This is a genomic window from Actinocrinis sp. (assembly GCF_035605935.1).
Lineage (GTDB): Bacteria > Actinomycetota > Actinomycetes > Streptomycetales > Catenulisporaceae > Actinocrinis.
This window is the reverse complement of sequence record NZ_DATNGK010000129.1, coordinates 1-20,770: the sequence shown is the minus strand read 5'-3', so window position 1 is coordinate 20,770 and position 20,770 is coordinate 1. Positions and strand designations below refer to the sequence as shown.

General features: G+C 68.5%; 16 protein-coding genes and 1 pseudogene. 11 read left to right on the top strand and 6 right to left on the bottom strand.

All coding sequences use genetic code 11. The features are described 5' to 3' along the window. Positions 1–636, bottom strand: a 636-nt coding sequence (locus tag VN779_RS11240) for an FAD-binding protein (protein WP_325722419.1), incomplete at its 3' end; no start/stop codon positions are given. 76 nt (positions 637–712) lie between these two features. Between VN779_RS11240 and VN779_RS11235 the strand changes: the two genes are divergently transcribed. After that, positions 713–1,408, top strand: a complete 696-nt coding sequence (locus VN779_RS11235; protein WP_325722418.1) for a class I SAM-dependent DNA methyltransferase — start codon at positions 713–715, stop codon at positions 1,406–1,408. A 52-nt stretch (positions 1,409–1,460) separates the two neighbouring features. Continuing rightward, complete coding sequence (locus VN779_RS11230) at positions 1,461–3,188, top strand: ATP-binding SpoIIE family protein phosphatase (RefSeq protein ID WP_325722417.1); 1,728 nt, start codon at positions 1,461–1,463, stop codon at positions 3,186–3,188. An 87-nt stretch (positions 3,189–3,275) separates the two neighbouring features. Here the strand turns inward: VN779_RS11230 and VN779_RS11225 are convergent, their stop codons facing one another. Continuing rightward, complete coding sequence (locus VN779_RS11225) at positions 3,276–3,608, bottom strand: Lsr2 family protein (RefSeq protein WP_325722416.1); 333 nt, start codon at positions 3,606–3,608, stop codon at positions 3,276–3,278. 313 nt (positions 3,609–3,921) lie between these two features. Here VN779_RS11225 and VN779_RS11220 point away from each other — a divergent pair, with 313 nt between their 5' ends. Both VN779_RS11220 and VN779_RS11215 read left to right on the top strand, forming a co-directional pair. Further along, positions 3,922–6,072: a (Fe-S)-binding protein gene (locus VN779_RS11220; RefSeq protein WP_325722415.1), complete on the top strand. Its 2,151-nt coding sequence runs from the start codon at positions 3,922–3,924 to the stop codon at positions 6,070–6,072. A 75-nt stretch (positions 6,073–6,147) separates the two neighbouring features. After that, positions 6,148–6,591, top strand: a complete 444-nt coding sequence (locus VN779_RS11215) for a hypothetical protein (RefSeq protein WP_325722414.1) — start codon at positions 6,148–6,150, stop codon at positions 6,589–6,591. Here the strand turns inward: VN779_RS11215 and VN779_RS11210 are convergent. Beyond that, on the bottom strand, positions 6,588–6,737 hold the full coding sequence (locus VN779_RS11210) for a hypothetical protein (protein ID WP_325722413.1): 150 nt from the start codon (positions 6,735–6,737) through the stop codon (positions 6,588–6,590). The two genes, VN779_RS11215 and VN779_RS11210, sit on opposite strands and share 4 nt — an antisense overlap. A gap of 294 nt (positions 6,738–7,031) precedes the next feature. Here VN779_RS11210 and VN779_RS11205 point away from each other — a divergent pair, with 294 nt between their 5' ends. From VN779_RS11205 to VN779_RS11185, 5 genes are all read left to right on the top strand, one after another. After that, positions 7,032–7,451, top strand: coding sequence for a PPOX class F420-dependent oxidoreductase (locus VN779_RS11205; RefSeq protein ID WP_325722412.1), 420 nt, complete (start codon positions 7,032–7,034; stop codon positions 7,449–7,451). Positions 7,452–7,456: 5 nt separating this feature from the next. Further along, a complete protein-coding gene (locus VN779_RS11200; protein ID WP_325722411.1) occupies positions 7,457–7,945 on the top strand; it encodes an NUDIX domain-containing protein in 489 nt (162 codons plus the stop codon). Between the two features lie 163 nt (positions 7,946–8,108). After that, positions 8,109–9,872, top strand: coding sequence for an ATP-binding cassette domain-containing protein (locus tag VN779_RS11195; protein WP_325722410.1), 1,764 nt, complete (start codon positions 8,109–8,111; stop codon positions 9,870–9,872). Positions 9,873–9,975: 103 nt separating this feature from the next. Continuing rightward, positions 9,976–11,451, top strand: a complete 1,476-nt coding sequence (locus VN779_RS11190; RefSeq protein ID WP_325722409.1) for an aminotransferase class V-fold PLP-dependent enzyme — start codon at positions 9,976–9,978, stop codon at positions 11,449–11,451. Between the two features lie 157 nt (positions 11,452–11,608). Then, positions 11,609–13,642, top strand: coding sequence for a hypothetical protein (locus VN779_RS11185; protein WP_325722408.1), 2,034 nt, complete (start codon positions 11,609–11,611; stop codon positions 13,640–13,642). Between the two features lie 169 nt (positions 13,643–13,811). Here the strand turns inward: VN779_RS11185 and VN779_RS11180 are convergent, their stop codons facing one another. The 3 genes from VN779_RS11180 to VN779_RS11170 all read right to left on the bottom strand — a co-directional run bounded on the left by VN779_RS11180 (position 13,812) and on the right by VN779_RS11170 (position 16,339). After that, a complete protein-coding gene (locus VN779_RS11180; RefSeq protein WP_325722407.1) occupies positions 13,812–14,465 on the bottom strand; it encodes a hypothetical protein in 654 nt (217 codons plus the stop codon). A 64-nt stretch (positions 14,466–14,529) separates the two neighbouring features. Further along, the gene (locus VN779_RS11175; protein WP_325722406.1) at positions 14,530–15,351 is read right to left on the bottom strand and encodes an SAM-dependent methyltransferase; all 822 of its coding nucleotides are present in this window, start codon (positions 15,349–15,351) and stop codon (positions 14,530–14,532) included. A gap of 169 nt (positions 15,352–15,520) precedes the next feature. Beyond that, positions 15,521–16,339 (bottom strand): polysaccharide lyase family 7 protein, encoded by an 819-nt coding sequence (locus tag VN779_RS11170; protein WP_325722405.1) that lies wholly within the window; start codon positions 16,337–16,339, stop codon positions 15,521–15,523. A 634-nt stretch (positions 16,340–16,973) separates the two neighbouring features. On the opposite strand from VN779_RS11170, the gene VN779_RS11165 reads away from it, so the two are divergent. Together VN779_RS11165 and VN779_RS11160 are read left to right on the top strand one after the other, a co-directional pair. Next, positions 16,974–19,427: a carbohydrate-binding protein gene (locus VN779_RS11165; protein WP_325722404.1), complete on the top strand. Its 2,454-nt coding sequence runs from the start codon at positions 16,974–16,976 to the stop codon at positions 19,425–19,427. A 338-nt stretch (positions 19,428–19,765) separates the two neighbouring features. Continuing rightward, a pseudogene (locus VN779_RS11160) lies at positions 19,766–20,379 on the top strand (SDR family oxidoreductase); the annotation flags it as partial. Positions 20,380–20,770: the final 391 nt, after the last annotated feature.

Here is a 20,770-nt window from a genome sequence, read left to right as displayed (position 1 = left end):
GCCGCTGCCAGTGACGACTTCGAGTTCGATGACGTTGTCTACCTGTGCGCCGTAGTGCTGCGTCGTGCCGCCCATACCACCGGCCGAGAGTGTGCCGCCGATTGATAACTCGATGTAGTCGGTGAACACCGGCGGGGTCAGCCCGTGTGCCAGGCTCGCCGTCAGCAGCGCGCTCCACAGCGCGCCCGCACCGACGGTGGCCTTGCGAGCGACCGGGTCGACCGTGATCGAGTTCAGAGGACTCATGTCGATCACCAGGCCGCCGGAAACCTGAGCCTGACCGAAGGTCTCATGGCCTTGGCCGCGCGGCGCGACAGGGATGCGCCGGGCACCGCAGAACTCGATCATCGCGGCGATGTCACGCACAGAGCCGGGTTCGAGGACGGCGCCGGGGACGCGGTGCACGATATGGCCGAAGTCATCCTGGAACGGGGTAAGTTCGGCGGAATCGAGCAAAAGTCGGCCGTCAAGGTGCGGTACATGGTCGAAGCGGTGCCCGCTCGTCGTGTCCGTGGCCCACGCCCTCGTGGCGTTGTCGAATCCCGTCACCAGCACACCCATCCCTACCGCGCCGCCGCCCACCGCACGCACGAAACCCCGGCGGCTGAGATCCTTGCGTCCGTCACCCGCGACCATCCGAGCTCTCCTTTTCCCATCAGGCAGCCTTCTGATAGTGAATACCAGACGGCGACACACAACGAGGGGATTCCCGATGGCTGTCCAGAGACTTGTCGCACCGGCCCAGCGGGACCTCCTGTGGCTAGACCGGGAGACGGCGCAGGCCCGCGCCTACGACGAGATCGGCGCCCGCTACGACGAGGCCTTTCCGCACAAGGAAGGCCAGCTCGCCTGCGCCGAGCGGCTTCTCGAGCGTCTGGAACCCGGCGCGCGGGTGCTCGACCTCGGCGCCGGTACCGGTTTGCCGACGGCCCGTCAGCTCATCGCGGCCGGCTGCCAAGTCACCTGCCTCGACCTCGCCCCGGGCATGCTGGAACTGGCGCAGGCGAACGTGCCCGGCGCGCGGTTCATCCTCGGCGACCTGCTTGATCTTCCCGACGAGCCGGGACAATACGAGGCCGTGGTCGCGTTTTTCTCGCTGCTGCACCTGCCGCGCGCCCGCGTGCGCACCGCGATGAAGCTGATCGGGCGCGTCCTGAAGCCGGGCGGGTATTTCGCCCTTGCCATGGTTGAAGCAGACGTCGATGATGTCGCGATCCCGTTCCTGGGCGAGCGCGTCCGGGTCACCGGGTTCCTGCGCGACGATCTTCGGGCCTTGCTGCGCGAGACCGGGTTTGAGGTCGCCTACGAAGAGGTCCTGTCCTACGCCCCGGAGACGTCCACCGCGCAACCGGAGATTCAGCTGTTCCTGCTGTGTCGTCAGACGTCCGATCCAGAGCACTGGGGCTAGTCTTACCCTCCGCAGGGGCTTAGGTTCCGGGCAACCTGGGGGAAGTGGACGGATGGACCTGCGCGACCAGTTGTGGTTCCTCAACGAGGCCACGACGCAGATCGGCGCGAGCCTGGACACGGTCGCGACCGCGGAGAGCTTCGCCGGGGCACTGGTGCCGCGGCTGGCCGACTTCGCCTCCGTGCATGTGCTCGACGCGCTCTTCGTCGACGGCGCCCCGGCGCCGCCCGCCCCGCGCACCACCGCGGCCAGCCCGCTGCGTCGCGTCGCCGTCGCGCACGACGAATCGCCGGCATTCTGGCGCGATATCGTGCCGGAAGGGGCGGTGCACCTGATGCACCCCGCCGGTCCCGGCTACGAGGCCATGGCGACGGGTGAGCCGGTGTGCCTCGATCGCATCGACGACCTGCACAAGGTCGCCATGTCGCGCACCCATCACACAGGCGACCTGCGGCCGCTTCTCGAGGACCGGGCGTACTTGGTGGTCCCGCTGCTCGTGCGCGGGCGGGTGCTCGGCTGCGTCACGCTCACCCGGCGACCCAGCCGCCCGACGTTCGACGACGTCGATGTGCTGACGGTCTGCCAGCTCGCCACGCAGGCCGCTCTCGGCATCGACAACGCGCGGCTGTACCGCGTGCAGCAGGCCGCGATCGCGAACCTCCAGCCCGGGATGCTGTCCGCGACTCCGCCCAGCCTGGCCGGGGTGGAACTCGCGCACCGTTACCTGCCGGGCAATCCCTCGGTCGAGGTCGGCGGCGACTGGTTCGACACCATCGCGCTGCCCGGCAGCCGGATCGCGATCGTGATCGGCGATGTGCTGGGCCACGGCGCGCGATCCGCGGCGATCATGGGGCACCTGCGCGCCGCAGTGCAGACCCTCGCCGCCCTCGACCTGCCGCCCGATCAGATCCTGCGCCAGCTCGACAACCTGGCTCAGCGCCTCGGCGACGACCACCTGGCCACCTGCCTTTACGCGGTCTACGACCCGATCGCGCGGTGCTGCGTTCTCGCCAACGCTGGTCACCTGCCGCCGCTTCTGGTGCGACATGACGGACGCGTCGAACGGGTCGAGGTGCCGAGTGGCGCACCGATCGGCGTCGGTGGCGTCGCGTTCGACACCGTAGAGATCACCATCCGCGACGGCGACACCCTCGTGTTCTACACCGACGGCCTGGTCGACGGACGCGGTCACGATCTCGACGAGCGGATCGGCGTGCTCGGCGATCGGCTGCGCGCGCTGGACGCCCCGGCGTCGAGCCCAGAGACGTTATGCGACGCGGTGATCGCGACCGCCGCGCGTGAGACCGCCGAGGACGACATCGTCGTGGTGGCCGCGCGGCTCGGCGGGATTCCGACGCAGAACGTGGCCAACTGGCTGCTGGCCGCGCAACCAGTCACTGTCACCCGGGCGCGGCGGCTGGTCGAGCAGACCTTGGCCGGCTGGGGTCTTTCCGCGCTCGGCGAGGTCGCGCAGCTGCTGGCTACCGAGCTGATCACCAACGCGATCAGGTACGCGACCCGCCCGATCGAGCTGCGGTTGCTGCGCGCCGGAACGTTGCTGTGCGAGGTGCGCGACGACGACCATTATCTGCCGATCCTGCGCGAGGCCGGCGGCCTGGACGAGAAGGGCCGGGGCCTGTTCCTGGTCAGCCGGCTGGCCCGCCGCTGGGGAGTGAGCCGTACAACCCACGGCAAAGTGGTCTGGTTCGAACTCGAGCTCGGCGCGGAAGAAGGACGCGCGGGGCTTGAGCACCCGCGCGTCCAATCCCCGTACCGCTGAATTCCGGCGACGCACTTCCGGGCGTTATTCCACCCGTATGGCGGAAGACGGACCTGAATGCGTGACCCGCTGATTCAGCGGAGGTCTTCAGTGCGCTTCCTGGAATTTAACGATCAGGTCCTTGGAGACGCGGCCGCGCTCGGAGACTTCGAGGCCTTGGGACTTGGCCCATTCGCGCACTTCCGAGGTGTTCGGCCCGGCCTGCGCCGACTTGCGCGCGGTGCCCCGCCCGCTCGCCCGCCCGCCGCGGTCCCGCCGCGCCGCCTCGATGTACTTGGCGAGCGAGTCGCGCAGCTTCTTCGCGTTCTTGTCGCTCAGGTCGATCACATAGCGCGTACCGTCGAGGCCGAACACCAGCGTCTCGTCGGCCTTGCCCCCGTCGAGGTCGTCGACCAGGGTGACCTCTACTTTCTGTGCCATGGAAATGCGCCTGCTTTCGGTGGAGTATGGTGCCGGGCGCGATCATAACACTCTATCCAAAAGCTATAGCGTGAAACCCCGGCCGATTATCGCCTCGCCCACACTTGCCGGTCTTTTCGCTGCACGCCGCGTACCCATAGACTCACGCGCAGCGGCGGACCGCGAGTGCTGTGTGCCGTCACGAGACGGACGGACGCGGCGGGCGGCTTGGTGAACTTTTTGGTCCAGTGATCAGCCGGGGGCTCTGCCTTCACTTGAGTGCGTAGGTGTATACGTTTTGGGATCCGCCGCGCACGACCCGATGGAGGACTAAGTGGTACTGCGTATGGTTCTCGGCCTGGCGCTGACGGCGGCGGCCTTCGCTGTCGCCGGAAGCCGCGTCTGGATGCTCCTGCGGCTCGGCCGGACCGGGCAGCCGGCCGAGCCCGGCCGCACCCAGGACGCCGGGCGGCGGGTGTGGGCGGTGCTCACCGAGGTCTTCGGGCAGCGCAAACTGCTCAAGTGGACCGGCGCAGGGACCGCACACTTCGCCGTGTTCTGGGGCTTCGTCATCCTCGGCGCCACGATCCTGGAAGGCTACGGGGCGCTGTTCCAGCGCGACTTCCACATCCCGCTGATCGGCACCGACACCTGGCTCGGGTTCCTCGAAGACTTCTTCATCGTCGCGGTGATCTGCGGCCTGGTGGCCTTCTCGATCATCCGGCTGCGCCAATCGCCCGAACGTGAGGGCCGCAGCTCGCGCTTCTTCGGCTCGCACCTGGGGCCGGCCTGGTTCGTGCTGCTGATGATCTTCAACGTGATGTGGACGCTGCTGCTGTACCGCGGCGCCCAGATCAACACCGGCTACTTCCCGTACCGGCACGGCGCTTTCGCCTCGCAAGAGGTCGGCCACTGGCTGCACCCGCTCGGCCGCACCGCCAACGACGTGCTGGAGACCGCCGGAATCCTCGGCTCGCTCGGCGTGGTGCTCGCGTTCCTCGTGCTGGTCGTCTACTCGAAGCACATGCACATCTTCACCGCGCTGCCCAACGTCGCCCTCTCCCGCCGCCCGCGCGCGCTCGGCCCGCTGCTGCCGGTCTACTCCGGCGGCGCCGAGGTGAACTTCGAGGACCCGGGGGAGGACGACAAGATCGGGCGCGGCGCGATCGAGGACTTCACCTGGAAGGGCCTGCTCGACTTCGCCACCTGCACCGAGTGCGGCCGCTGTCAGTCGCAGTGCCCGGCCTGGAACACCGGCAAGCCGCTGAGCCCGAAGCTGCTGATCATGGGCCTGCGTGACCACGCCCTCGCCAAGGCACCGTACCTGCTGGCCTCCTCCGACGAGGAACGGGCCGCGCTTGCGCCGGAGGTGATCGCCGAGGCCGAGCGGCCGCTGGTCGGCTCCGCGGACGTCAACGGCGTCATCGACCCCGACGTGCTGTGGTCCTGCGTGACCTGCGGCGCCTGCGTGGAGCAGTGCCCGGTCGACATCGAGCACGTGGACCACATCGTGGACATGCGCCGCTACCAGACGATGATCGAGTCCGAATTCCCGCGCGAGGGGCAGACCATGCTGCGCAACCTCGAGCGCAAGGGCGACCCGTGGGGCCGCGGCCAGAAGGCCCGCATGGAGTGGGCCGCGGGGCTCCCGTTCGAGGTGCGCGTCTTCGGCGAGGGTGGCGAGGAGAAGCTGCCCGAAGACGTTGAGTACCTGTTCTGGGTCGGCTGCGCTGGCGCCCTGGACGACAACGCGAAGAAGACCACGCGTTCAGTGGCCGAGCTGCTGCACGAGGCCGGTGTCGGCTTCATGGTGCTCGGCAGCGCAGAGAGCTGCACTGGCGACCCGGCCCGCCGGATGGGCCAGGAGTTGCTGTTCCAGGAACTGGCGAAGCAGAACGTGGAGACGCTCAACGAGGTCGGCGCGAAGAAGATCGTGGTGACCTGCGCGCACTGCTTCAACGCGATCAGCAACGAGTACCCGCAGCTCGGCGGCACTTACGAGGTCGTGCACCACACGCAGCTGCTGGCCAAGCTGGTCTCGGACGGCAAGCTCGTCCCGACCAACGAGGTGGACGCGGCGGTCACCTACCACGATCCCTGCTACCTCGGCCGGCACAACCGGGTCTTCAGCCCGCCGCGCGAGATCCTGGAAGCGGTGCCGGGTGTGCGGCTCACCGAGATGCCGCGCAACCGCGAGCGCTCCTTCTGCTGCGGCGCAGGCGGCGCGCGCATGTGGATGGAGGAGACGATCGGCACGCGCATCAACGAGACCCGCACCGACGAGGCGCTGAGCACCGAGCCGGACCTGGTCACCGCGGCGTGCCCATACTGCATCGTGATGCTGACTGACGGACTCGCCAGCCGTAAGCAGCAGGGCAAGGCGTCGCAGGATGTGCGCGTGACAGACGTCTCCGAAGTGCTGCTGCGATCGGTACGCAAGGGCGGCGACGCGTCGCCGAGCACCGCGGACAGCGCAACGGAGTGAAACCACGCCCGAAACCGAGCGTGGCGGCGGTTAATTGCGAGCGCGGCCGCACGCGGCAGACGTATCGTCTTCGCCGTGCCGACCGACTCGATCTCCGCCGCTACCTCCCGACCGGGCAACCGCGCGAAGTCCGGTAGTTCCACGCCGCTGCGGCAACGCCTGCGCGACGCGCTCACCGCCGCCATCAAGACCCGCGACAAGGTAGCCGTGGCGGCGTTGCGCTCGACCCTCGCCGCGATCGACAACGCCGAGGCGGTCGAGCGCCCGGACACCGCTGATCGGCAACTGGCGATCGAGCAGCTGCAAATCGGGGTCGGCAGCACAGAGGCCGCGCGCCGCGAGCTGACCGAGGCTCAGATCGAGCGCATCGTCCGCGCCGAGCTGGCCGAACGCGAGGCGGCCGCGCGCGACTACCAGCGCGTCGGCAGGATCGAGCACGCCGAGCGGCTGCGCGGCGAGATCCGGGTGCTGACGGAGCAACTCGGCGACCCGGAAACCGGCGTCAGCGCGACCGGTTAGTCCGTCGTCTGCGCTCCGACCAGGCGCACATCGTGGAGGGTGAACCGATGCACGCTCGTCGCCGTGCCGTCCATCGAACCGCCGTCCACCGCGTGGATTTCCGTTGGACGGCCACACATCTGCGCCTGCTGTTTCGCACTCGTCACCACTGGTCCTCGCCTACCCGAATCGGCTTGATGGCGAGCCTGTGACGTTTGGGGGATGGGTTGCGCAACGTCACAGGCTCGCAAGGAGACGCGGCGCGAGGTGTCTGGGTCGAAAGTCCACGCGCGCGTTTCTTGCCGAAACAGGGACCTGCATCGCCTCCCGCGTTACATCCCGACGTTACGGCGTCAGCGCGACGCCTCGCGACGCCCCGGACGTGCACCGAAGCCAACCCTGCGAGGATGGTGCCGACACCAAGATCGAGCCCCGCGCGGGGCGCGAGAAGAGGAGCACCGATGCCCAAGCCTCCGGTCCCGGCCAAGATCGACCAGTTCCTGGCGCAGCCCAACCCCGCCGTGATCGCCACGGTACGGCCCGATGGCCAGCCGGTGTCCGTGCCCACCTGGTACGTGTGGGAGGGCGGCCGGGTCCTAGTCAACCTGGACGAGGGCCGCAAGCGCCTGGCCTACCTGCGCGCCGAGCCGAAGGTGGCGCTCACCGTGCTCGTGGACGGCGACTGGTACTCGCACATCAGCCTCACCGGCCGGATCGTCTCGATCGAGGATGACCCGCAGCTGGCCGACATCGACCGGATCGCCCGCCACTACGGCAGCGAGGACGGCTACCCGGTGCGCAACCGCCGGCGGGTCAGCGCCTGGATCGAGATCGACTCCTGGCACTCCTGGGGCGGACACTTCCGCGACGCGGGGGCCTGAGCACGATGCCGGCGCGGCTCAGCGCGGGGATCCTGCTCTTCCGGCCCGCTCCCGGCGGCCCGCAGGTGCTGCTGGTCCACCCCGGCGGGCCGTTCTGGGCGCGCAAGGACGAGGGCGCCTGGTCGATCCCCAAGGGAGAGTACGAACCCGCGGACGATCCCCGCGGCGCCGCGCTGCGTGAATTCGAAGAGGAACTCGGCCGCCCGCTCGGCGCGCAGCAGCAACAGCGGCTCATCGACCTCGGCACGGTGCGCCAGCCCGGTGGCAAACTTGTGACAGCTTGGGCGGCGCAGGGGGACCTCGATCCGGAAACGGTCAGCAGCAACACCTTCGAGATGCAGTGGCCGCCGCGCAGCGGTCAACTGAGACAGTTCCCTGAGATCGATCGCGCCGCCTGGTTCACGATCGACGAGGCCCGCGTGAAGTTGTTACGCGGCCAGGTGCCGCTTCTCGACGCGCTGCTCGCGGCGTTATCGCAGGCCCCGGACCATTAGCGTCCGCGCTGTCTGACGCCTGAGGAGTGCGCAGGCGATCGTGCGACTGTTTACTAAGACACTCCCAAGGTGCGCCGCGGGGTATTCCCAGGCAATACGGATGCTTATTAAGGTTGGTGGCCGAGTAACTATCGGCTGAGACTTGTGAGACGGATGGTGACGGATGAGCGGCCAGGGACTGCGCAGCGCTCGCGTGACGACAGACCGGGGCGCCGGTCCGGCGATGCGTCGGTCCGCGGGTCTCGGGATCGACGCACGCGGCGCGGGACACACGCTGCGCGGCGGAAAACAGGTGCTGCGTCCGGTTTCGCTGTCAATCCGCCCCGGCTCCCTGGTCGCGATCATCGGCCCGAGCGGCGCGGGCAAGACCCTGCTGCTTGACGCCCTCGCCGGGGTCACCCTGCCGACCGAGGGCGTGGTGCTGCACGACGGAGCCACCTGCCGGCCGCGCGACGACCTCGCGGTCGCGCCGATCGGATACGTGCCGCAGGACGACATCATCCACCAGTCGCTCCCGCTTGACAGGACTCTGCGATACGCGGCCCGGCTGCGGCTGCCGGCGCGCACCACGGAGGCACAGATCGGCCAGGAGGTCAGCGAAGTCCTGGCCGCCCTCGGCCTGAGCGAGCAGGCCGGCACCAGAGTCAGGCTGCTGAGCGGCGGCGAACGCAAGCGCGCCAGCATCGCGGTCGAACTGCTCTCCCGGCCCACCGCGCTGTTCCTCGACGAGCCGACTTCGGGGCTCGACCCGGCGATGGCCGCCGACCTGGTCGACCTGCTCGACCGGATCGCCGCGGCCGGCACCACCGTCGTGTTCACCAGCCACAACCCGCAGGACCTGGCCGGCTGCGACCTGGTGCTCGTGCTCGCCGCGCAAGGACAACTCGCCTTCGCTGGCTCCCCGGCCAACGCGCTGGCCCACTTCTCCGCCAACAGCTTCGACGAGATCTACCGCGCGCTCGCCAAGCATCCCGACCCGCAGGTGTGGGCCGACCGGCTGCCCTCCGGCCTCGCGACCGCCGTCCCGGTGCGCGGCACCCGCATGGCGCAAGTCGGCGGCCCGATCCAGGCGCCCGGCCGGCGACTCGGTGCCTTCGGCCAATGGCGCCTGCTCACCCGGCGCAGCCTGGACCTGCTGACCCGCAGCCGGCTGACACTGGCGATCCTGCTCGGCTCCCCGCTGATCATCATCCTGATGTTCCTGATGATGTTCCGGCCCGGTGCCTTCGCCTTCGCCGACCCGAGCCCGAACACCTCGATGATGATCCTGTTCTGGATCGCCTTCGGCGGCTTCTTCTTCGGCCTGACCTACGGCCTTTCGCAGATCTGCGACGAGTTCGCGATCCTGCGCAGGGAGCGGATCGTCGGCGTGCGGATCCTGCCGTATCTGGCCTCGAAGTTCGCCGTGCTGCTGCCGATCCTGGCCGCCGTGGACGCGGTACTGCTGCTCACACTCAGCGCCACCGACCGGCTGCCCACGCTCGGCGGCGCGGACTGGGCCCGGATGTTCGTCACCTTGCTGCTGTGCTCGGCCGCCGCGCTCACGCTGGGCCTGCTGGCCTCGGCCGCGGTGTCCTCGCCGTCTCAGGCCACGCTGATGCTGCCGATGCTCTGCTTCCCGCAGGTGCTCTTCGTCGGCGCGTTCCTGCCGGTGCCGGTGATGGCGCTGCCCGGACGGGTGCTGAGCTATCTGATGTCGAACCGTTGGGCCTTCGACGCGCTCGGTACCACCGCGGGCCTGCCCGCGCTGTGGCGCGACGGCGGCTCACCGCTCGGGCCGCCGCTGCTCGTCTCGTACGGCGACACCTTCGACGGTTCGGTCCCGAGGGAGTGGATGCTGCTGGCCGGCTTCATGCTCCTGTTCCTGATCGGGGCAGGGCTCGTGCTCTCCCGCAAGACGCCGCGGCGCCGGCGCACCAGCAGATAGCCACCGCGCGCGACCGCCGTGCGACGCGGCGCGCCCAAACTCCGGCCTGCCGCCGGAACGTCAGGTTCCCTGAATACCTCCGCCACCCCGGGGCGAAGAGATGATGACGAAGATCCTTGCCGGCACCGGCGGCTTGCTGCGATCCAGCGAACCGGCCGATTTCCTGACCGACTACCCGCAGTACGAGCGCACGCGCATCCTCGACGAGGCGCGCCGCACCGAGTACGCCCACCTGGACCGCAGTGGCCACATCTACCTCGACTACACCGGTGCCTGCCTGGCCGCGACCGCGCAGTACCGCGCGCACAGCGAGCGGCTGACCGACCAGTGCTTCGGCAACCCGCACTCGGAGAACCCCGCCTCGCGCGCGTCCACGGAACGGGTCGAGCGAGCCCGCGCCGCGGTCCTGACCCACTTCAACGCCGACCCGAAGGAGTACGCGGCGATCTTCACCGCGAACGCCACCGCGGCCAGCCGGCTCGTCGGCGAGTCATACCGCTTTGAGCACGACAACCGGTTCGTGCTGACCTTCGACAACCACAACTCCGTCAACGGAATCCGCGAGTATGCCCGCGCCCGGCGCACCGCGGTGCATTACATCTCCGGCGACGGCGCGGAACTGCGCACCGACACCGAACTGGTCAAGTCGGCGCTGAGCAAACAGGTCATCGGGCGGCGCGGCCCGGCCGGGCTGTTCGCGTATCCCGCGCAGAGCAACTTCTCCGGGGTGCGCCATCCGCTCGACTGGATCGAACTGGCGCACCGGCACGGCTTCGACGTCCTGCTCGACGCCGCGGCATACGTGCCCACCAACCGGCTCGACCTGTCCGCGGTGCACCCGGAGTTCGTCACGGTCAGCTGGTACAAACTGTTCGGCTACCCGACCGGGCTCGGCTGCCTCATCGCGCGGCGCGAAGCGCTCTCCCGGCTGCGCAGGCCGTGGTTCTCCGGAGGCACGATCCAGGCGGTCAGCGTCCAGGGCGACTGGCACGCGATGGCGCCCGATGAATCAGCGTTCGAGGACGGCACGGTCAACTTCCTGGCCATACCCGACGTCGAATTCGGCTTGCGCTGGCTGCACAACCTGCGGCTGGATCTGATCAGCGAGCGCGTGCGCTGCCTGACCGGCTGGCTGTTGCAGCGGCTCGGCGCTCTCACCCACAGCAATGGCGCGCCGATGGCTCGCATCTACGGGCCGCGCGATACCACCGACCGCGGCGGCACGGTCGCGTTCAACTTCCTCGATCCGCACGGCCACGTGGTAGACGAGCGACTGGTCGAGCGCGAGGCCGCGGCCGCCAGGATCAGCCTGCGCACCGGCTGCTTCTGCAATCCCGGCGCGGGCGAGCTGGCCTTCGCCATCGGCCGCGGCGCGCTGCGCGGCCGTATCGGCCGGAAGTCGCGCGGCATCGACGAGTACCTTCGAACCCTGCGACTGCCTAGCGGCGGTGCGGTGCGCGTCTCGCTGGGACTGGTGTCGAACGTGGCCGACGTCGAGGGTTTCATCGCGTTCGCCGAGCACACCTACCGCGACCGACCGGCGAGCTCGGAGGGCCTGCCGCCACGCGAGCGCTGCTGATTTCGGGCCTTATTGCGAAGAGAACTCGGTGTGTAATAGTTCGGATACGGACTGCGCCCGGCTCAACCGGGCGCCATCCCGGCGCGTCGAAGTAGTCGGAACAGCTCGCACATAGCGTCCTTGATTGCGCTACCGGTTCGCATTTTGGGGGAGAACCATGCCGAGATCCGCCTTCCACCGAGCATCAGCACTCGCCATCGCCGTCGGGTCGCTCGCCGCCGCGGCGGCCTGCGGCGGCAACTCCGCTCAGCACACCGGCGCGCCGCGGCCTACCGGGACCGGGCACAGCGTGCAGCCCACGCGCGGCGGACAGCCAACGCGCGGTACGCACCCGGTTTACACCGCAACGGTGCCGACGGTCAGCAACGGCACTAACCGCGTCCTGATCAACCACACCGCCGTCACCTTCCCCTCGACCGTCACCGACGCGTCATGGTCATCCGACGGCACTCGGCTGGTGTACGTGGACGGCGACGGCAACATCGCGACCGCCCGCCCGGACGGCACCGGTGTACGGGTCCTGACTCAGTCGAAGCCGGGGGTCAAGCGGGCGCAACCGGCCTTCGAGGACGGCGGCGGCGAAATCGTCTTCTCCGAGCGTGGCTCGGACGGTGTCTGGCGGCTGATGGGCGTCGGCGCGGACGGCCAGGACGACCCGGCGGCCGGCGGCAGCGGCGAGGCACTGCTCGACAGCATCGGGGACGGCGCCGGCGACACCGCGGCCAGCGCGGTGTACGACCCGGCGGTGATGAAGTTCGACGGTCCACTCAGCACCCTGGCATACCAGCACCAGGGCGCGAACGGCGGGGAGGTCTGGATCCTGGACCGCAACCAGCGCGGCCCACAGGGCCGCAAGGCCCGTGACGGCGCCCAGCCGGCCGTGGCGCCCGACGGCAAGCGGATCGCCTTCGTCGGCGGCGACGGCCAGCTGTACACCGAGGCGCTGCCGATAACCGAAACCACCACTGCGGTCCGCATCACCGTCGGCGTGGTCGGCCTGACGCACCCGGTCTGGTCGCCGGACGGAAGCCGTATCGCGTTCGGCACGAGCTCGAATGTCGAATCGGTGTCCTCCGCCGCCCGGCCCGGGTCGGCCGGAAACCCGCTCACGGTGGAGTCGCCGAGCCCCGGCGTCGCCTCGTACGAACCGATGAGGCCCACCAGCGCCCTGCGCTTCGCGGCCGGCGATCCGATCTCCGACGCCATCGCCGAAACCGGGGCCTTCTATCAGACGGCACCGGCGACCGGCGTTCCGTCGTACCCGACCGGGATGACGTACGCCTACGGCCTCACGCTCGTGAGCACCGCCGACCCGAACGCGCTGACTGTTGCCGGCCTCGGCACGAACCTCGGCCCGGTGCTGTTCACCCAGCCGGACGCGCTGCCCTCGGCCACCGCGACCGAACTCAAGCGGCTGCTCGGCCCGAGCAAACCCTTGTACGGCAACGTTCCGCAGGTCCGGATCATCGGTGACACCGGAGCGGTCTCGGCCGCGGTCGAGGCGCAGATCAAGAGCTTCGGATATCAGACGACGCGCAGACCGGACGCGGATCCGATCGCCGAGGCGGTCGCGGTGAACAACGCCTGGTTGCAACCGGGGCCCGGCGACTCGACCGTGTTCGCGGTCTCGGCCACCGACACGCCCGCGATCCTCTCCCTCGAAGCCCTTGGCCGCGGCGGCAATCTGCTGCTCACCGACGACGAGACGATGCCGGCGCTCGACCAGCCGATCATCAACCGTCTGGCGTCTGGCAAGGGGCGGGCGAACTTCATTGCCGTCGGCGGCCAGGCCCAGGCGGCACTCGCCTCCTCCTGGCCGGGCAAGCCGGCCGGCCTGTCGGTCACCGCGCTCGGCGGTTCAGACGCCGATCTCAATTCCCTGCTGATCACCGAGCGGTACTCGGACGGCCCGACGGAGGTCGCCGTCGCCTCGACCTCCTCCTGGCAGGAGGCGCTGCTCGCGGCGAACAACGGCCCGCGGATGCCGGTGATCTTTGTCGATCCGCAGAAGGGATTGAGCTCGGACGCGGCCGGCTGGCTCGTCGATTCGGCGTCCTCGGTGGGCACGATCGTCGCCTACGGCGACACGGCGGCGGTCCCCGAGCAGGTGCTCACCGCGGCGGAAAACGCGCTCGAAGCGCCCGCCGGAAGTAACTCGGTACTCAACCCGGAGACTCTGCTGCACCTGTGAGCTGACAGTCTTGGCTCCGCCGCCGATGCGATCTCCGCTTCGGCGGCGGACCATTGGCCCATGGGACTTCGATCCCATGGGGTGCGTATGGTCGACCGTCCGTCCGCGCGTTGCGCCAATGGCCACGTTCCTATGCCTACGACGCGTTCGTACAGGAAAGGGGCGCCGTTCAGGCGTAGCGCGTGGCGCGGTCCTCGGCGGCTGGCTCGTCGTCCAACAGCCACGAGGGGCTGGGGCCGGCCATCGGTTGCTCCGTGATCGCCTCGCGTAATGCGGCAAGGTGCTCGTCGCCGAGCGCGTAAGGCAGGTAGGAACACAGACCACTGAAACGGAACAGGACGGTCTCGCCGACCTCGAACTCGTATGTGTCGAACGCGACCACGGCGCCCGTGAGCCCTTGCGCCGAACCGTGCGTCTCGCCGCGACTGAACTCCGCATCGGGCACAGAGGCGTCCGTGCCGCGTCGAGCAGTAGGGCGCGCCAGGTATGGACAAACCATTGCTGCGTAGAGCATGCACGCACGATGTCCGGGCGGTTCGACCGTCTTCGCAGTGTTCGCATAGGACTGCCCATCGATGAGCACCCGCCCAATCGCCGCGGCCTCCTCGGCGGCGACCACGCGCCACACCGGCCCCTTTCCGAGCCCGGTGCCGCAAATCGAGCAGCGTCGCTCCACCGCGCACACCAGAATCCGTGCCGTGCTGGTGATCGCGAAGTCTGGAGTGCCCTCGGACCATGGTGTGATCGCGAGGACTGGGTAGCCGCGAGCGTCTCGCGGCCGTGCGGCGACCGCGGGCGGCATCGGAATCTCATCGAGGCGCACCTGACCATTGAACCGGCTGGCTCCGTCGCGTGCACGGGGCAATGAAGCCCGGTATGGGCGGCGGTTACGCGCGGCGGCCCACCGCGGCCAGCAGGCTGTAGCGGGTGACGTCTCCGCCGAGCGGATCCGGGTGCTGATCGCCCGGATCGGGGCGCCACCGGATCGCGTCCACCAAACCGGGCGGCAACAGGTCGTAACCCCGCAGCAAGGCCAGAATCTCCGCCCTGCTGCGAAAGACGCCCGGCTGGCTCGCCTTCGTGTATACGCCCTCTACTTCGCCGACAGTCTCAGGCTGGTAGTCGTTGGTTCCGTGGCTCATCGCCAAGTACGAGCCGGGGACCGTCGCGTCGCCGTATGCCGCGACGAGGCCGGCCGGGTCGTCGGCGTCGGGGATGAACGGCAGCACGGAGACGAGCAGCAGGCCGACCGGACGGCTGAAATCGATATGCCCCTCGGCGGCGGCCCCGAGCAGCACGGCCTGCGGAGCGCGCAGATCGGCATGCAGCACGCGCACGCGTTCGTCGTCTCGCAAAATGGCTTCCGAGTGCGCCGCGGCGACCGGGTCCGAGTCGACATAGACGATGCGTGCATTTGGATTGGCGGCGTGCGCGACCTCGTGCACGTTGCCCACTGTCGGAATGCCGGAGCCCAGGTCGAGGAACTGATCGATGCCCAACTCACACAGGAGCGTGACGGCGCGGCGTAGGAATGCGCGGTTTGCGCGCACCACGTAGGGCGCGTCGGGGAAGACTTTCAGCGCCTGCTCGGCCAGTTGCCGGTCGGCCGCGAAGTTGTGCGAGCCGCCGAGGAAGAAGTCGTACATGCGGGCCACTGAAGGGCGATCGATGTCGATTTCATCGGGAGCCCAGCCGGGTCGCTCTCGCATGGGAACCTCTTTCCGCCCTCGCTCGCCGCGGGTGACGCGCCGCCGAGCGACGGACGTCTGCGGCACGATCATACGAAGAGGTTGACGGTGAAGCGCATGCGGCAGGCGCGGGGGAGAGGAGAACCGGCTGCGCCGCGCCGGTCCGATCGCTCACGAGCGGGGCCGCGGGTCAGTTCTGCGAGAGCGCGGTCACGGTCAAGCGGCCACCGTCGGTGGCGGAGTTGTTCGCGTTGTTCTGCTGGTAGTCGCCTGCCTGGAACCGGACATCCATGCCGCGGAACGAAGCGGGCACGGCGACGACCGCGCTGCCGTGCTTGCCGCCGTACGTGGCGGTGACGGTCATCTTCATGCCGCTTTGCGTGATCGTGTACGAGAATGCCGCGTTCATCGGTATGCCGGTCAGGACCGTCGCCGAGGTCGAACCGGAGGTCGGGTTCTTGCGGGTGACGACGATGAGCTGGCCGTTGTTGCGGTAGTGCAGCATCAGCAGCGGGATCGAGGAGGACGAGCCGCCGCCGTGGATCTGGCCGATCATGATGTCGTTCGAGCTCGGCATCTTCTGCATGATGAACGTGCCGGTCAGCGTGTGCGTGCCGGAGCCGGCGGTGAAGTCGGTGCGGCTGACCAGTTCGGTGCGCGGGTGCAGCGAGTGGGGGGTGTGCGCGCCCTTGGTCGGTGCCCAGAAGGTCAGGCTGCCGTCGCTGTTGCGCACCAGCCACGGCGCCTTGAGCGTCGCCGGGCTGATCTCGGTCGCCGCGCCGCACTGGCAGCCGGCGGAGTCGACGGGCAGCGTCAGGTTCCATCCGGTCAGCGAGACGGCGGCGGCGGCTGATTTGGCGGCGGGTGCGGGTGCGGCGGACGCCGGACCACTGAGTACGGCGGTGAGCGAGAGGGTCCCGATCAGTGCGAGCGTGCCGGCGCCTGTGGCGAGCGCACGGCGCCGCCGTGTGGTGCTGAGCAGAACCCTGATATTGTCGTGATCTTTCATGGAGTGATCATCCCGATGGTGGTGGGCGGCGCCGCCCGATAGCGGCGCGTTGACCGAAAAGGTAGCCCGGTCGATTTTCTTAGTAAACTATGTTTACCACTATTTTAGGCAATTCAGCCGGCTGAACGGAAAGAGCGTCGCTCATCATTTCCACTCAACCGCCAGGCCGCCTGCAGCCGAGCCTCGAATGCTGGGTGCCTGTCAACGACCAGCGCACACGTTGTGGACGATCGAGCGCGAGCCCGCGTCCCGAAGCTTTCATGCCATCTCTCGCGCCATTCACATGCTTGATTGCCGCAATAGATCCGGCACGGCCCTATGGCTCGCTCTCGGGATATCCAGCACGCTCTCGGCGAGGGCATTCGACCGCTTCTTCACGCCTAGCGCGCTGATCGCCCTCGGTGTTCGGAACCTTACGTCCGCGCGCAAACGCTTGACAGTTCTCTACCGAAGCCGTACACATCTCGTGTTTGGAGAGCGCTCTCCCGCACCCTCACCGCACTGCCTCTGAAAAGCGGCAAGTGCCAAAAACGACAGCTGGCGCACCAAGCCGGCGTCGCGGTACCGCCTTGCCGCGACGTGCCGGGGCGGTGCGCCACCGACAAAGCGCGTTGCGCGCTGGAGGGAAAGCACCATGCTCGACAAAACGCGTAGCGGCCGGCGCGCCCAACGCCGACCGGCCCCGCCGAGGCGGCGTTCGGTCCTGGCCATCACGGCGCTGCTCGCCGGCGGCCTGACCGGGGCGGCGGCCCTGACGGTTGCGGCAGCGCCCGCGGCGATGGCCGACCCGGTGCCCCCGGCGCCGGCCGGCTGGACCACGGTGTTCAGCGACGACTTCTCGGGCGCGGCCGGCTCCGCGCCGTCCTCAGCCAACTGGTTCTACGACATCGGCACCGGCTACGGCACCGGGGAGAAGGAGCAGACCACCAACTCCACCAGCAACGTCTACCTCGACGGCAACGGTCACCTCGTGCTCAAGGCGATCAACAGTGGCGGCACCTGGACCTCCGGGCGCATCGAGAGCAGCCGTGACGACTTCCAGGCTCCGCCCGGCGGCGAACTGGAGATGACCGCCTCGATCCAGCAGCCCAACCCCGCCAGCGGGCTCGGCTACTGGCCCGCCTTCTGGGCGCTCGGCTCCCCGATGCGGGCCGGTGGTGGCTGGCCGCAATCCGGCGAGATCGACATGATGGAGGATGTCAATGGTCTGAATCAAGCCTCGCAGACGCTGCACGACTCCGCCAACAGCCCCGGGCACGCGCTGATCGCCTGCCCCGGCGCCGGTTCAACCTGCCAGACCGGCTATCACACCTACTCGGTCATCATCGACCGGACCAACACCAGCGCGGAGCAGATGCAGTTCCTCATGGATGGCGTGGTGGAAAGCACCATCACCGAATCCTCGGTCGGCGCCGCCGCGTGGCAGGCCGCCATCGACCACGGTTTCTTCATCATCTGGGACCTGGCTATGGGCGGAAACTACCCGGACGGGGTCTCCGGTCAGACCACCCCGACCGCCGCGACCACCTCAGGCGCGTCGATGAGCGCGGCGTACGTCGCCGTGTACGAGAAGGGCGGCGACTCGACGCCGACCGCCACGCCGGCCGCGACCGGCACGGTCAAGGGAATCAACGGCCTGTGCCTGTCGAACCAGAACTCGCTGAACACCGAGGGCAATCCGATCGGCGTGACCGCCTGCAACGGCGGTTCCGGGCAGAACTGGTCGACGTACAGCGACAACACGCTGCGCGTCGAGGGCGGCTGCCTCGACGTCGTGGCGGCAGGAACGACCAGCGGTACCAACGTGGATTGGTACGCGTGCAACGGCACCAATGCTCAGGGCTGGAACCATCAGGCCAATGGTGAGCTGGTCAACCCGAACTCAGGGCTCTGCCTCACTGATCCGGGCGGCAACACCGGTGCCCGACTGGACATCGAGACCTGCACCGACTCGGCGCAGCAGCAATGGACCCTGCCAAGCGGTGGCACCGGGAACTCGGTCACGGTGACCAACCCCGGCAACCAGAGCACGACCGTCGGCGCTGCCGCGAGCCTGCAGATCCATGCGACCGACTCGGCGTCCAGCCAGACGCTGACGTACAGCGCGAGCGGCCTGCCAGCGGGTCTGTCGATCAACTCCTCCACCGGCTTGATCTCCGGCACCCCGACCGCGACCGGAACGTCGAGTGTCACGGTCACCGCGAAAGACGGCACCGGCGCCACTGCCTCGGCATCCTTCAATTGGGCGGTGACCTCCAGTGGCGGAGGAACCTGCGGCGCGACGAACATCGCGCTGAACAAGACCGCCGCAGCGTCGTCCACCGAGAACGCCAGCTTCCCAGCGCAGAACGCGGCCGACGGCAATACCGCAACGCGGTGGTCGAGCGCCTTTGCCGACCCGCAGTGGCTCGAGGTGGACCTCGGCAGCACGCAGTCGATCTGCGGTGTCACGCTGAACTGGGAGGCCGCATACGCTACCGCGTTTTCGATCCAGACCTCCGACGACAACAGCACGTGGACGAACATCTACTCGACGACCACCGGCACCGGCGGGACGCAGAACCTCAGCGTTTCAGGGTCAGGACGCTACATCCGGATGTTAGGCACCGCCCGCGCGACACAGTGGGGCTACTCGCTGTGGGAATTCCAGGTCTTCGCGGGCAGCGGTAGTGGCACCGGTAGTGCGGTGACCGTAACCGCGTCGCAGTACGCCGCGCAGAACTCGACCGGGACTGAGGCCACCTCAGATACCGGCGGCGGCCAGGATGTCGGCTGGATCAACTCGGCCAGCTGGCTGCGATACGACAACGTCACCTTCGGCTCCGGCCTGGCTGGCGGCGTGGTCGCGCGCGTCGCCTCGGCGGTGTCCGGGACGAGTATCGGCACGATCCAGTTCCGTCTCGACTCGCTGACCGCATCGCCATTCGCGACTGTCCCGGTCAGCGGGACAGGCGGGTGGCAAAGCTGGGTCACAGCCGGACCGGTAACCGCGTCGCCGGTGCCCAGCGGCACACACACTGTTTACGTAACCTTCGCGACGAGCACCGGCGGCAACTTCGTGAACGTGAACTGGTTCAGGTTCAGCTAGCGCGAGCAATCTGGATCTGCCCCGCTCGCCGCGCGCCCGTGCGGCTAAGTGCTAACAGAACCAGAACGGCAATTGCAGCGGCCTGACGAAACGCGGCACCGACGCGGCGTTCTGCCGCAGGTCACTATGGCGGTAGACCGGCGCCAGGAGTGCAGCGAGTTCGCCGAATACCGACTCCATCAGCTCGGGATCTCCACTTGCGCCGCAGGCCGCCCGATCTTCGTGTTGCGTCACAACATCATGATCATCGGGTGGCCTGCGTACGCCAACTCAGTGCTCGTCGACACCTTGAGCCCCGGCGCGTCGCCGCAACCGCCGTCACCAAGGCAGGCCGTGCCATGAAACCCGTCACGTTGATCACCGGCGGTTCGAGTGGAATCGGTGCGGCCACCGCGTGGCGATCACCGGCCGCGATACCGATCGGCTGGCCGCGTTCGCCACCTCTACTGGAGCGGGCGAGCGGCTGCTGACCACGAGCGGTGACGCCAGCGACGAGAACCATCTCGCCGCTTTCGTGGGGCTCGCCGCGGGCATCTGGGGCCGATTGGACACGGTGATCGCCAACGCCGGCTTCTCCCCGTCCGGCACCCTGGAGGACCACGGCCCTCAGGCCATGCGTGCCATGGTTCTCACCAACATCCTCGGCCCTGCTCTGCTGACACGCGAGACACTGCCACACCTGGAAGTCCAAGGGCCGCATCGTGATCGGCGGTTCGGTCGCCGGCACCAGGAACACGCCCGGCAACCTCTACTGCGTCACCAAATGGGCCGCGCACGCCCTGGCCGAGAATGTCAGGCTCCTGGTCGCCAAGGACCGTGTCAGTGTCACTCTCGTCGCTCCGGGGGTTGTGGACACCCCATTCTGGGACGAGCGCGGTGGATCCCCGCGGCGGCACCGACGCTGACCGCCGAGCAGGTCGCCGAAACGATCCTGTTCGCCATCAATCAACCTGAGAGGGCGTCTGATCCCATTTTGGGGTCTAACGTCACGCACTATCAGCGGCGGTTTGCCGCAATTGTCGGGTACGGCACAGCGAATCGGCCAAGCGACGGGCCTGGCAAGGCGCCGGAGCATCCTCGCGCTCCTCATTCAACACCGTGGGTCGTCTGTGGATGTTTCGGCAACGCAGCCAGGGTCGCCGAAACGATCCTGTTCGCCATCAATCAACCCGAGCGCGTAAACGTCAGCCACCTCGTCCTGCGGCCTACCGGCCAGGTCAACTGATCGCGCTTGGCGCAGCTGGCAAGCCGTAGCGCGCATAAACAGCGTCAGATCACGATCTACGACTGGAGCACGAGGCGGCTTTTGTGCCCGGACTCGCGAACCGCCGTTACGAACCGCT

Excerpts from the sequence above, each read along its gene's own strand:
- VN779_RS11235 (WP_325722418.1), top strand. The coding sequence starts at position 713 with ATGGCTGTCCAGAGACTTGTCGCACCGGCCCAGCGGGACCTCCTGTGG.
- VN779_RS11230 (WP_325722417.1), top strand. The coding sequence starts at position 1,461 with ATGGACCTGCGCGACCAGTTGTGGTTCCTCAACGAGGCCACGACGCAG.
- VN779_RS11225 (WP_325722416.1), bottom strand. The coding sequence starts at position 3,608 with ATGGCACAGAAAGTAGAGGTCACCCTGGTCGACGACCTCGACGGGGGC.
- VN779_RS11205 (WP_325722412.1), top strand. The coding sequence starts at position 7,032 with ATGCCCAAGCCTCCGGTCCCGGCCAAGATCGACCAGTTCCTGGCGCAG.
- VN779_RS11200 (WP_325722411.1), top strand. The coding sequence starts at position 7,457 with ATGCCGGCGCGGCTCAGCGCGGGGATCCTGCTCTTCCGGCCCGCTCCC.
- VN779_RS11195 (WP_325722410.1), top strand. The coding sequence starts at position 8,109 with ATGAGCGGCCAGGGACTGCGCAGCGCTCGCGTGACGACAGACCGGGGC.
- VN779_RS11190 (WP_325722409.1), top strand. The coding sequence starts at position 9,976 with ATGACGAAGATCCTTGCCGGCACCGGCGGCTTGCTGCGATCCAGCGAA.
- VN779_RS11185 (WP_325722408.1), top strand. The coding sequence starts at position 11,609 with ATGCCGAGATCCGCCTTCCACCGAGCATCAGCACTCGCCATCGCCGTC.
- VN779_RS11175 (WP_325722406.1), bottom strand. The coding sequence starts at position 15,351 with ATGCGAGAGCGACCCGGCTGGGCTCCCGATGAAATCGACATCGATCGC.
- VN779_RS11170 (WP_325722405.1), bottom strand. The coding sequence starts at position 16,339 with ATGAAAGATCACGACAATATCAGGGTTCTGCTCAGCACCACACGGCGG.
- VN779_RS11165 (WP_325722404.1), top strand. The coding sequence starts at position 16,974 with ATGCTCGACAAAACGCGTAGCGGCCGGCGCGCCCAACGCCGACCGGCC.